We start from the raw sequence: 12,565 nt of genomic DNA, 5'->3' as shown, positions 1-12,565 counted from the left end.
CTATAGATTAATCTCCATCGGTATCTACATAATCTACGCTTATTGAAAGTGCTTGCAACATATCTATTTTTAATAAAATAACATTGGCTTGCATACTATCATATGCGGTAAGCATTTTAGAATTGTTATTTTCAACTTCTTGTAATAAATTATCATTCAGTAAACCAATTTTAGAAGCGCTATCTTCATATTGATTAAGAATTAAAGTCGATAAATCTTCTCCCTCTTTAATTGAATTTAGATAATCCAAATAAGATTCAAAACTCAAGCCTGTAGTACTCTGATCAAAAGATAATCCTTTAAAAAAGTTTTTACTTGAATTAAGAGATTTTTCTAACAAACTTTTTGAAAATGAAGGTTGGTAATAAGACTCAATGGTTTGAGGCTCTACATTACCCGAAAACACTCCAGCAGGAATACCCACTTTTCCGCTACGGATAAATTTTTCAAAATGAATGATAAAATCATTTGCTAACATATCTACAGATCCTGTTGAAGAAGAACTGGTGTTCGCTACAAAATTATCTCTATATTCGTTATTCCAATCATTAAGAATAAGAGTACTTAAATCTTTTATACGTTTACTTACTAAACCTAAATAAGTTTTATAACCATTAGCAAAATTACCTGTGCTATAAGTTTCAATAATACTATTGTCATTATCGGCTACACCGTATAAAAAATAATCTAAAGCAGGAAAACCTTGTGCCGCTCTGCTTGAAGGTAATTCTAAATTAGGAGTTTCATAATTTTCTATAAGTTGTGTAATTGCAGTAGCATTGGTAGGGTATGTATTTACAAAGCCTCTAAAACCGATAGTTTCAGCTGGTCCAATTTCAAATATAGATATGGTTTGAAAATCTAAATAAGCTTTTTGATAATCTTCACGAAGCTGAACTAAATTTGCTTCATTAGGAGTTTCTATAAACGTCTGTGTACTTGCATCTAAAGTAGTAGAAGAAGCGACAAAATTAGTATAGGCGGGTACAATAATATGATCTGCCCAATGTGTAAGCATTTCTTTTCTATCAAAAGCATCATCACCAGCAGTAGTAGAGGATGAATCATCATCACTACAGCTCACTACAAATAAACTAAGGGAAACAAATAATAAAATAAACTTTTTCATATACTTAAAATTACAACAAGGCCTTTTACAAAACACCTTGTTATTAGATTTCTAAATAATTAGCTTAATCAACTTGACTTACAGAAATACTATATGCACTTGCAATAGCTTCTGAAACTTCATCTAATTTTTCTGCAGAAACAGACCAAAATCCGTTACCGTCCAACAACTCGTTTTTAAAAGTTTCTAATTCTGATGCACTCATATAAGGTGCTTCAGTATCTGGGTTTTGAGAAAAACGTATGCTGTACATAAATCCTAAACCTTCAGATAACTCATGAAAAGCAGCTCCCATTTCACCAGCAGCAATAGATTCTTTTCCTGCTTGGAAATAGTGAATCGCTCTTACCGCAAAAATTAAAGAAATGTTTTCTTTAATAATGTCTGCTTGTGTATCTCTTACCTCATAATTTCCTACAGTAATTGCCGCTCTTCCTTTTTTAAATGCATCAAAAGTTGCTTGCGCTACATTTTCAAAATCATCATCGGCAGCAACTTGTCTTATATAGTTGAATAAAAATTTATCTGAATTATCTTCTAATACACTCATAGGGTTAGAAGTTGGAATACTTGTATCTCCATATAAGTACCCATAAGCTTCATCCCATTTATGCTCCATAGTAGTATATGATTTCCTCTCTTCGGTAACTCCGTTCTCGTTGTTGACAATATTATCTCCTTCATCTAAAACATCTGAAGATAAATAATTGTTTAACATCTGGTCTGCTAATAAAGCTCCCATTAAACTTTTAGCATACATTTGATTGTATTCTAGTCCTTTTGCACTTACATACCTAGTCTTATCACCTTGTGCAATTTGTCCAGCAACTCCTGAAGTTGCCGCTACATTTTGATTAGCTAGAACCTCATCAAATTGAGCATTCATCCAAGATTCAAAATCTTCTTTAACAGCTGCAGAACCGGTTGAATTTAAAGAGAAATAATCGTTAGAAGCTGCTACTTTACTTTTTATACTTTTTGAAGAACTATTTAAATCTCCTTCAGAAAATGGTGTGTTTTCATTTGAAAACATATTTGTTAAACGATCGGCCGTTAAATTATCAAAGTCTGTGAAAGCATCACTCAATTCTTTTGCCATTGAAATTCTAGTTGTTTGTCCACCATAACTTACAGTAGAAACACCTTCTCTTTCAAACTCATAATTAGTAGGAACGTTTATTTGATCTTCACCTCCGATAATATTATTATCGTCATCACTAGAACAAGAGGTAAAAAATATAGTAGTACAAATTAACGCGGGGATAAAAATTTTCTTCATTATACCTTTATTTAGATTTTTTAAAAATAATTTTATTTCGGCTGCAAAAATATGCTATTTAAGCCTGCAAACAAATTTTATTTATATTTAATTTAAATAAGATTAATGATAAAGATTAAAAATTTTAGTAGCTTCATTATAAGAAGATTCAAAACTACCCATTTTTACGTTAGAATCTGCTTTAGCAGCATTAAAGTAGCTTAGCATTTTTTCGGTCGGCATATTTCCTGTTAAATCATCTTTCGCCATAGGACATCCACCAAAACCTTGTATAGCTCCGTCAAACCTCCTACACCCAGCTTTGTAAGCTGCGTCTATTTTTTCGTGCCAGGAAGTTGGTGTAGTGTGCAGGTGCGCTCCAAATTCAATATTTGGATAGGCAGGAATCAAATTAGAAAAAAGATAATCTATAGTTTCTGCATCTGAAGTTCCCACAGTATCCGATAAGGATAAAATATTCACACCATAAGAAGATAAACGCTCTGTCCACTCTCCTACAATTTCTACACTCCAAGGATCCCCATAAGGATTCCCAAATCCCATAGATAAATAAGCTACTACTTGTTTCCCGTGTTTATGGGCAATGTTTAAAATCTCTCGTAAGGTCTCTACAGATTGTTCTATGGTTTTATGCGTATTTCGCATTTGAAAATTTTCTGATATAGAGAAAGGATAACCTAAATAATCTATTTCTGGATGTTGTACGGCATCTTGTGCACCACGAACGTTAGCTACAATAGCTAATAATTTGCTATTGGTTTTTGATAAATCTAAATTTGCCAATACCTCTTTGGTATCTACCATTTGCGGAATGGCTTTGGGAGATACAAAACTTCCAAAATCTATGGTATCAAAACCACAACGTAGTAAAGACTGAATATATTGAATTTTTTTTTCAGTAGGTATAAAGTCCTTAATACCTTGCATGGCATCTCTAGGACATTCTATTAGCTTAATCTTGTTCATAGCTCAAAGATACTCATTAGCTTTAAAATATATAAGCATTATAGGCTTAGATGCAGATAAAAATCGCAATACCTATAAATACAACTATTTGCAACCATTTTAGAAAAACTCCAGAATTTGGGTGTCTTTCTATATAGGTTTTTAACGAGCCCGCAAGCATAGCTATGCTTCCAAAAACAAGAAAAGAAACAGCGATAAACACTCCTCCTAAAATGAAAAACTGAAGCGTTTCTGATAAGGTTTCAGAAAATAAAAATCCAGGAAATAAAGCTAAAAAAAATAAGGAAACTTTAGGATTGAGTACATTCATCATAAAGCCTTGACGGAATAATTTTGTCACGGGTTTAGCTGGTATATTTTCAGTATTAAAATCTATCTCATCAGAAGATTTATATACTTTAAAAGCTAGGTATAATAAATAAGCAGCTCCAAAAAATTTGAGTAAAGTAAATAAAATTTCATTTTTTGCTATAAATAAAGAAACCCCAAAAGCGACGAGAGAGGTGTGAACTAAGCAGCCCGCCATCAAACCCATTACCACCGCTAAAGCGAACTTTTTACCAAAGCGAATACTTTGTACTAGTACAAAAATATTATCGGGCCCTGGTGAAACTGCTAAAGCAAAAACAGCTACCACAAACGATATGAGAATTTCTATATTCAAGCGTTTTCTTTTAAAATCGCTCGATTAATTTCTTTAATCAATTGAGGACCTTCATAAATAAACCCTGTGTAGAGTTGTACCAAACTTGCTCCCGCCTGTAGTTTTTCTAAAGCATCTTGAGCAGAATGAATTCCTCCTACTCCAATAATAGGAAAAGCCTGATTACTTTTTTCAGATAAAAATCGAATTACTTCTGTAGAACGAGAAGTTAATGGCTTCCCACTTAAACCTCCCATTTCTTCTTTATGCTCAGATTCTAAACCTTCTCTAGAAATTGTTGTATTAGTAGCGATAACTCCAGCAATTTTAGTGGTATTTACAATCTCAATAATATCTAAAAGTTGATCATCAGTAAGATCTGGCGCTATTTTTAGTAAAATGGGCTTTCTGTTTTCCTTTTCCGCGTTAAGCGATTGCAAAGTATTTAACAATCTAGTAAGAGGTTCTTTATCTTGTAGCGCTCTTAAATTTGGGGTGTTAGGAGAACTCACATTGACTACAAAATAATCTACGTAAGGAAACAAGGCTTCAAAGCAAATTTTATAATCATCAACTGCATTTTCGTTTGAAGTGATTTTGTTCTTCCCAATATTTCCTCCAATTAAAACCTCCTGATTATTCTTTTTTAGTCTTTTAATCGCAGCTTCAACTCCTTCATTATTAAATCCCATTCTATTAATAATCGCCTGATCTTCTTTTAGACGAAATAATCTTTGTTTCGGGTTTCCGCCTTGAGCTTTAGGAGTTACCGTTCCTATCTCTATAAAACCAAATCCTAATTGGCTTAATTCTTTGTAAAGTCTTGCGTCTTTATCAAAGCCTGCTGCTAAGCCTACTGGGTTTTTAAATTTAAGTCCAAATACATTTCTCTCTAACTTTTTATCCTCAACTAAATAGGTTTTCGCTAAAGCGGAAGAAACTCCAGGAATTTTTAAGGTATTTTTTAGAGTTGAAAAAGTAAAGTGATGAACCTTTTCTGGATCAAACTTAAATAATATTGGACGAATAATAGACTTATACATAATGGGAAAGTTTTGGCAAAAATACTTTATTTTAAAAAATCTAAAAGCATATTCTTAAAAGTCTTTGTACTCCCCTAACGATTAATTATTTTTACCAAAAAAGTAAACCATGATAGAAAAACAACACATTATAAATCGCTTTGTAAGTTACGTAACTGTAGATACGGAAAGTGACCCAGAAAGCAGTACTACACCAAGTACAAACAAGCAATGGGATTTAGCAAAGCAATTAACTGAAGAGTTAAGAGCTATAGGAATGAGCGATGTAAATATAGATGATAATGCTTATGTAATGGCTACTCTACCTAGTAATGTAGATCACGAAGTACCTGCTATTGGGTTCGTTTCACATTTTGATACCTCACCAGATTTTACTGGAGCAAATATAAAACCTCAGATTGTAGAAAATTATGATGGGAAAGATATAGTCTTAAATAAAGAGGAAGGAATCATCCTTTCTCCAGATTATTTTGAAGATCTATTGCAATATAAAGGGCAGACGCTTATCACCACCGACGGAACTACATTGTTAGGAGCAGATGATAAAGCAGGAATTACAGAAATTATGTCTGCGATGGAATACCTAATTCAGCATCCAGAAATTAAACACGGTCCTATAAAAGTTTGTTTTACTCCAGATGAAGAAATTGGAAGAGGAGCGCATAAATTTGATGTTGCCAAATTTGGTGCAGAATGGGCGTATACCATGGATGGAAGCCAAATTGGTGAGTTAGAATATGAAAATTTTAACGCTGCAGGAGCAAAAATAAAAGTAAAAGGAAAGATCGTTCACCCTGGCTATGCGAAGGGAAAAATGGTAAATAGCATGTATATTGCTCAAGATTTTATCAATTCCCTACCTCGTTTAGAGACTCCAGAACATACTGAAGGAACTCAAGGTTTTTTCCATTTAACAGAAATTAATGGTAAAGTAGAAGAAACCAAACTAAATTATATCATTAGAGATCACGACAAAACTCACTTTGAAGCTCGAAAAAAAATGATGTTAGATTTGGTGAGCGAAATTAACTCTCAGCACGATAAAGAAGTTATTGAAATAGAAATTAAAGATCAATACTTTAATATGCGTGAAAAAGTAGAGCCTGTAATGCATATTGTAGATATTGCAGAAGAAGCGATGAGAGAGGTGAACATTGAACCTTTAATTAAACCAATTAGAGGTGGTACCGATGGTTCTCAACTTTCTTTTATGGGACTACCTTGTCCTAATATATTTGCCGGAGGTCATAATTTTCATGGAAGGTACGAATATGTTCCAGTAGAAAGTATGATTAAAGCTACAGAGGTTATTGTAAAAGTAGCTGAACTTACAGCGAAAAAATACCAAGCTTAAATAAAGTTATAAATTACACAAAAGCTCAAGTTTTACTTGGGCTTTTTTTATATCTTTTTATCTTAAATAATTAATTTCCAACACATCTATAAAAATGCCAGTTAAGAATTTTGAAGATTATATAGAAAAACATCCCCAATGGGAAAATGAACTTAGACAACTTAGAGAAGTCATCTTATTAACCAACTTAGAAGAAACTATTAAATGGGGAGCTCCAACATATACTTTAAAAAATAAAAATGTAGTAAGTCTCGGGGGTTTTAAAAATCATTATGCCTTATGGTTTTTTAACGGCGCTTTATTAAAAAAGAACACCAATTTACTGGTGAATGCGCAAAAAGGAAAAACAAAAGCCCTAAGACAAATTAAATTCACCAAGGAAGATGCAATTGACTCTCCTATTTTAAGAGCATATATAGAAGAAGCTATTCAACTGCAACAAGAAGGTAAGTCTATACCTATTCAAAAAAATAAGGAGTTAATTATTCCTATGGAGTTGACTCAATTTTTTCAAAAAAACCCTGAAATGGAAACTTCATTTCTCAACCTAACAAAAGGAAAACAAAGAGAGTATGCCGATTATATAAGGGAAGCCAAAAGATCCAGTACAAAAGATAAACGATTAGAAAAAATTAAACCCATGATTATAAATCAGGTGGGTTTATATGATAAGTATAAATAAAAAAAGGATTCCGTTAAGGAATCCTTTTTTATTATAATCTATATAGAATTAATTTTCTTTTGGAGTAGTTGTATTTAATTGTTTACTCAACTCCGATGATATAGAAGATTTTTCAAAAGTGATTTTTCCTGCACCCGTTTCTATAATTACAGTATTTAGTTTTTCACTAAAATCTACAATTTTACCGTGCATTCCACTCTTGGTAATGACTCTATCACCTTTTTTTAAATTTTCAGAAAAATTCTTTTCTTCCTTTTGACGCTTTTGCTGCGGTCTAATCATAAAGAAATAAAATATGATTATAATCGCAATAAAAGGTAAAAAACTGGTTAAGTTTTCCATGAAATTACTTTACTGGATTTCCTGTTTTTGCTGCACCACCTGCTTTAGGAGTTACGAAAGCTTTAATTTTAATCATTTCTTGCCCAGACTCTGTGTTAGCAGTAATTCTAACAGTCTTCATTTGGTTATTAGGCTTACCGTTAGAGTTAAATTTAACTACCATCTCTCCTTTTTCTCCTGGAGCGATTGGTTCTTTAGACCAAGTAGGAACCGTACAACCACAGCTTCCTTTTGCATTAGAAACAACTAAAGGTGCATCTCCAGTATTTTCGAACATAAATGTATGCTCTACTACATCTCCTTCATTAATAGTTCCAAAATCATGCATATCTTCTTCAAACTTCATTGCTGGAGCTCCAGAAGTGTTAGCATCACGTTCTGCAACTTCTTTCTCATTTTCTGCATTTACCTTATCTGCTGCATTTTCTTTACATGAAGTAAAAACCATTGCCGCTACAGCAGCTAACATTAAAAATCCTTTTTTCATTTTAACTTATTTTAATTGTTTGTAATTGATTTTTCAAGTGCTAAAAATAATAAAATTTAATGGACTACATTAATCCGCGACCAATTTTATTGATTTTTTCTGAACTTTTATATTCCTTAGATAACTTATCTAAAATTCCATTAATAAACACGCTACTTTTTGGAGTGCTGTACTCTTTTGCAATCTCCAAATATTCGTTAATAGTGACCTTTACAGGAATCGAAGGAAACTTCATAAACTCGCAGATCGCCATTTTAAGCAATATACTATCTACACCTGCTATTCTATCCTTATCCCAATTGGGAGTTTTTTCTTGAATATCTTCTACGTAAGCTTCTTGATTTAAGAGTGTTTTTCTAAACAATTCTATTGCAAATTCCTCATCCTCCCTATTCTTGAATAGTTTTGGGACTTTTACTTCTGGATTTGCTTCCTTTTCTTTTTTCAAAAACTTAAGGATGCTAGTATTAACTATAGGTAAATCATCCAACCAAGTCAGTTTTTTATCTTCTAAATAATCATAAAGCTTATCGTTAGGAGCTATGATTTCCTTAAATATAGTTATGATAAATTCTTTATCTTCTTGAAACGAAGATAGGTCTGATGTTAAGTAATCTTTATAAGTTTCGCTTTGTTTTACTTCCTCCCAAATAATATTCACATACTCATCATCCTGTTGCCAATTGGTCAATTTTTTATCATCCAATAACTCACTAAGATTTTCGCTATGTTCAATCTTATGAATTAATTTATTCTGAATGAACTTAAGATTAGGATTTTTATCCTCGTTTGTAGCAAGATGTTTCTTCTGTGATTTCTCTAAGTAATCTTGAGCTTTATTTTTTACCTGAACCAGTAAATCTAAGTTGAGTAAAAATAAATCATACATTTCTCCCATACTCTTTTGAAGAAATTTTTGCTCAGCAATTAAATTATCGTTAGCCGATTGTGTAAATGCGTACATAGACTGCATTACTTTTACTCGAATATGTCTTCTTGTTAACATAGCGTATTTTAAAGAACTTTAAATTAAAAAAGGGCGAAATAGTTATTTCGCCCTGCAAAAATATAATTAAATTATGTTTTTCTAATGCTTACTGCTTCTTTTCTGCTTTTCTTTTTTCAATTCTATCTTGAGCAACTTTTAAAGCAGATTGATGCGTAGTGATTTGATTCGCTTCCGCAGAATTTAAAATCTCTAAAGTAGTATGGTAAATATTTTCAGTTTTACGCATAATCTCTGGTTTATCATAACCTTCTAATTCTGCATAAACATTAATAATTCCTCCTGCATTGATTAAGAAATCGGGAGCGTAAACGATACCCTTCTCTTGTAGCATTTTTCCGTGAACTTTCTCATCGGCTAATTGATTGTTCGCTGCTCCCGCAACAATATCAACATTTAGCTTATGAATAGTCTCATCATTTACCGTAGCTCCTAATGCACAAGGTGCATAAATATCCACATCGGCAGTATATAAATCTTCGCCTCCAAAAATGATAGCTCCGTATTTATCTCTTATTTGCTCTAAACGTTCTTGGTTAATATCTGCAATAAGTACTTCTCCTCCTTCTTCGGCAATGTATTTTACTAAGGTTTCTCCTACATGTCCAATCCCTTGTACCAATACTTTTTTACCAGCTAAAGAATCTTTTCCATATTTATATTTTGCTGCAGCCTTCATTCCCATATACACACCGTAAGCAGTAATTGGTGAAGGGTTTCCAGAACCTCCTAAATGTTCAGAAATACCTGTTACGTGTTTAGTTACCTCTCTTACCGTGTCCATATCGGCAGTATCCATTCCTACATCTTCTGCAGTAATATATTTACCTCCTAATGAATCTACAAACTCTCCAAACTTCCTCATTAATTCGGGTGTTTTTTGAGTTTTAGCATCTCCTATAATAACTGCTTTTCCCCCTCCAAGGTTTAAACCAGTCACTGCACTCTTAAAGGTCATTCCGCGAGATAATCTCAATACATCATTTAATGCTTCCCATTCACTAGCATAATCCCACATTCGAGTTCCTCCTAAAGCAGGTCCTAAAGTTGTATTATGTATTCCTATTATTGCTTTTAAACCTGTATCTTTGTCGTTACAAAAAACAACTTGTTCATGTTCATCAAAAGAAAGTTGCCCAAATACTGGCGCTACTTTTTTTAATTCGTTTGCTTTTAAAATTTCAGCGTTCATAGGTAAAACTTTTTAATTTAAGTATTTCTTAATATCGAACCGCAAAAGTAAACATTGTTTGAAAGATAATGAACGATCTTGGTGTTAAATTGAATAATCATCAATAAATATTTACTGATTTAGTTTTATGAAAGAACTTCAGCATATTAATAAGTACTTCGCAAAATATAAAGGACGCTTATTTTTAGGACTCATAATTACCATAGCTGCACGAATTTTTGCTTTATACGTTCCCCAGTTTATTGGAGACTCTACGCACGTCATCGAACAATACATCAATGATGAAATTACCGATGCTAGCTATGTAAAATCTACCTTAATCGATAATATACTTATCATTTTAGGAGCTACTTTAATTTCAGCATTTCTAACTTTCTTAATGCGACAAACTTTTATCGTAGTTTCTAGGCACATTGAATTTGATCTTAAAAATGAAGTATATCGTCAATACCAAGCCCTATCTTTAAATTTTTATAAGAAAAACAGAACGGGAGATTTAATGAACCGTATAAGTGATGATGTTTCTAAAGTAAGAATGTATACGGGACCTGCTTTAATGTATAGCGCTACAACCATTACCTTATTTGTGGTGGTTCTGGCTTATATGATAAGTACAGCTCCTATGTTAACTCTTTATACCGTTGCTCCTTTACCTTTTTTATCATTTGCGATTTACAAATTAAGTCGGGAAATCAACAAAAAAAGTACTATCGTTCAGCAGTACTTATCTAAGCTTAACACCTATACTCAAGAAAGCTTTAGCGGAATTACAGTGATTAAATCCTACGGTTTAGAACAGCAAATCAATAAAGAGTTTGTTGAACTCTCTAATATGAATAAAGAAAAGAACATTGACCTTGTAAAAGTGCAAGCTTTTTTCTTTCCTTTAATGGTTTTGCTTATCGGAATCAGTAATATTTTGGTAATTTATATTGGAGGTAAACAAGTCATTAGCGGTGAAATTGACAATTTTGGAATCATCGTTGAATTTCTCTTATATGTAAATATGCTTACTTGGCCGGTAGCAACCGTAGGTTGGGTGGCCGATATGGTTCAACGCGCAGAAGCTTCACAAAAAAGAATTAATGAGTTTCTAAGTGAAAAACCCGAAATCAACAATCATTCTGATGAAGAAACAGAAATAAATGGAGATATCGAATTTAAAAACATCACTTTTACTTACGAAGACACAGGTATAACAGCTTTAAAAAATGTTTCTTTTAACATTCACCCCGGAGAGACCTTAGCTATTATAGGAAAAACAGGCTCGGGTAAATCTACTATTCTAGAACTTATAAGCAGACTCTACGATGTTCAAAATGGAGAGTTATTAATTGATAAAAAAGAAATAAAGCAGCTCCATTTATCTAGCTTAAGAAAAGCTATAGGTTATGTACCTCAAGATGCATTTCTTTTTAGCGACTCTATAAAAAACAATATTAAATTTGGTAAAAACGATGCCTCGGAAGAAGAAGTTATGACCGCAGCTAAAAATGCCGCCGTTCATAAAAACATTACCAACTTCTCCAAAGGTTACGATACTGTTTTAGGAGAAAGAGGAATCACTCTTTCTGGCGGACAAAAACAAAGGGTTTCTATCGCACGAGCTATAATTCAAGACCCTAAAATTCTATTATTTGATGATTGTCTTTCTGCTGTAGATACGGAGACGGAAGAAGAAATTCTTAATAACCTACACGCCATCTCCAGCAAAAAAACTACGGTAATTGTAAGTCACAGAGTCTCTTCAGCTAAAAATGCAGACAAAATCATTGTCTTAGAAGATGGAGAAATTTTACAACAAGGTACTCACAATCAACTTATCACTAAAGAAGGCTATTACAAAGAACTTTATTTAAAGCAACTGAGTGAAAAAGAAAATTGATTTTTCTTGCTATATGTTAATATTTTTATGATTTTTGACAGCAACTAAAAATAAACACTAATATTTTTGACTATGAGCGACAACGGAACGATGCAGAAAGAAGAAATATTTTCTAAAGTTTTAAGAGCTGGAAGACGTACGTATTTCTTTGATGTAAGAGCGACTAAAGCTGATGATTACTATTTAACCATTACAGAAAGTAAGAAATTTACTAACGATGATGGTTCATTTTTCTACAAAAAGCACAAAATCTACTTATATAAAGAGGATTTTGAAGGTTTTGAAGAGATTTTAAAAGAAATGACAAATTACATCATCAATGAAAAAGGAGAAGAAGTAATTAGTGAACGTCACCAAAAAGATTTCAAAAAAGAATACGAAACCACCGAAGATATTTCCTCTAATGGAACTTCTACAGGTGATTTCACCGATGTAAGTTTTGACGATATTTAAACAAAAAAATATTATAAAAAAAGCCGCTAAATAATTTAGCGGCTTTTTTTATGCCATTCAACAAAAAAATGTCGCTATTCAGAAAAATAATAAATTTATATAGT

General features: G+C 32.5%; 13 protein-coding genes. 4 read left to right on the top strand and 9 right to left on the bottom strand.

The window, feature by feature from the left end; translation table 11 throughout:
• Positions 1-7: 7 nt before the first annotated feature.
• The 5 genes from LX95_RS10545 to LX95_RS10525 form a co-directional block, all read right to left on the bottom strand.
• Positions 8-1,129, bottom strand: coding sequence for an imelysin family protein (locus tag LX95_RS10545; RefSeq protein ID WP_111541409.1), 1,122 nt, complete (start codon positions 1,127-1,129; stop codon positions 8-10).
• 64 nt (positions 1,130-1,193) lie between these two features.
• On the bottom strand, positions 1,194-2,408 hold the full coding sequence (locus LX95_RS10540; protein ID WP_111541408.1) for a DUF4856 domain-containing protein: 1,215 nt from the start codon (positions 2,406-2,408) through the stop codon (positions 1,194-1,196).
• Between the two features lie 102 nt (positions 2,409-2,510).
• Positions 2,511-3,374, bottom strand: coding sequence for a hydroxymethylglutaryl-CoA lyase (locus tag LX95_RS10535; protein ID WP_111541407.1), 864 nt, complete (start codon positions 3,372-3,374; stop codon positions 2,511-2,513).
• 46 nt (positions 3,375-3,420) lie between these two features.
• Positions 3,421-4,038 (bottom strand): LysE family translocator, encoded by a 618-nt coding sequence (locus tag LX95_RS10530; protein ID WP_111541406.1) that lies wholly within the window; start codon positions 4,036-4,038, stop codon positions 3,421-3,423.
• Complete coding sequence (locus LX95_RS10525; RefSeq protein ID WP_111541405.1) at positions 4,035-5,060, bottom strand: quinone-dependent dihydroorotate dehydrogenase; 1,026 nt, start codon at positions 5,058-5,060, stop codon at positions 4,035-4,037. Before LX95_RS10525 ends, LX95_RS10530 begins: the two co-directional genes overlap by 4 nt.
• A 109-nt stretch (positions 5,061-5,169) precedes the next feature.
• Here LX95_RS10525 and pepT point away from each other — a divergent pair, with 109 nt between their 5' ends.
• The gene (gene pepT, locus LX95_RS10520; RefSeq protein WP_111541404.1) at positions 5,170-6,414 is read left to right on the top strand and encodes a peptidase T; all 1,245 of its coding nucleotides are present in this window, start codon (positions 5,170-5,172) and stop codon (positions 6,412-6,414) included.
• Positions 6,415-6,508: 94 nt separating this feature from the next.
• Positions 6,509-7,096 carry a YdeI/OmpD-associated family protein gene (locus tag LX95_RS10515; RefSeq protein ID WP_111541403.1) on the top strand — a complete coding sequence of 196 codons (588 nt, stop codon included), beginning with the start codon at positions 6,509-6,511 and terminating at the stop codon, positions 7,094-7,096.
• Positions 7,097-7,144: 48 nt separating this feature from the next.
• Here the strand turns inward: LX95_RS10515 and yajC are convergent, their stop codons facing one another.
• From yajC to LX95_RS10495, 4 genes are all read right to left on the bottom strand, one after another.
• Complete coding sequence (gene yajC / locus LX95_RS10510) at positions 7,145-7,438, bottom strand: preprotein translocase subunit YajC (RefSeq protein ID WP_111541402.1); 294 nt, start codon at positions 7,436-7,438, stop codon at positions 7,145-7,147.
• A 4-nt stretch (positions 7,439-7,442) separates the two neighbouring features.
• Positions 7,443-7,925, bottom strand: coding sequence for a DUF1573 domain-containing protein (locus tag LX95_RS10505; RefSeq protein WP_111541401.1), 483 nt, complete (start codon positions 7,923-7,925; stop codon positions 7,443-7,445).
• A gap of 64 nt (positions 7,926-7,989) precedes the next feature.
• Positions 7,990-8,931 carry a transcription antitermination factor NusB gene (gene nusB, locus LX95_RS10500; RefSeq protein WP_111541400.1) on the bottom strand — a complete coding sequence of 314 codons (942 nt, stop codon included), beginning with the start codon at positions 8,929-8,931 and terminating at the stop codon, positions 7,990-7,992.
• An 88-nt stretch (positions 8,932-9,019) separates the two neighbouring features.
• Entirely contained in the window at positions 9,020-10,123 is a 1,104-nt protein-coding gene (locus tag LX95_RS10495) for a Glu/Leu/Phe/Val family dehydrogenase (protein WP_111541399.1), read from the bottom strand.
• A gap of 127 nt (positions 10,124-10,250) precedes the next feature.
• Between LX95_RS10495 and LX95_RS10490 the strand changes: the two genes are divergently transcribed.
• A complete protein-coding gene (locus tag LX95_RS10490; RefSeq protein ID WP_111541398.1) occupies positions 10,251-12,008 on the top strand; it encodes an ABC transporter ATP-binding protein in 1,758 nt (585 codons plus the stop codon).
• A 72-nt stretch (positions 12,009-12,080) separates the two neighbouring features.
• Positions 12,081-12,461, top strand: coding sequence for a PUR family DNA/RNA-binding protein (locus LX95_RS10485; RefSeq protein ID WP_111541397.1), 381 nt, complete (start codon positions 12,081-12,083; stop codon positions 12,459-12,461).
• Positions 12,462-12,565: the final 104 nt, after the last annotated feature.

It is taken from the genome of Mesonia algae, from assembly GCF_003253545.1.
GTDB classification, from domain to species: Bacteria; Bacteroidota; Bacteroidia; order Flavobacteriales; family Flavobacteriaceae; genus Mesonia; species Mesonia algae.
Note: the sequence above shows the minus strand (reverse complement) of the source record. Positions and strands in the feature narration are given on the sequence as shown.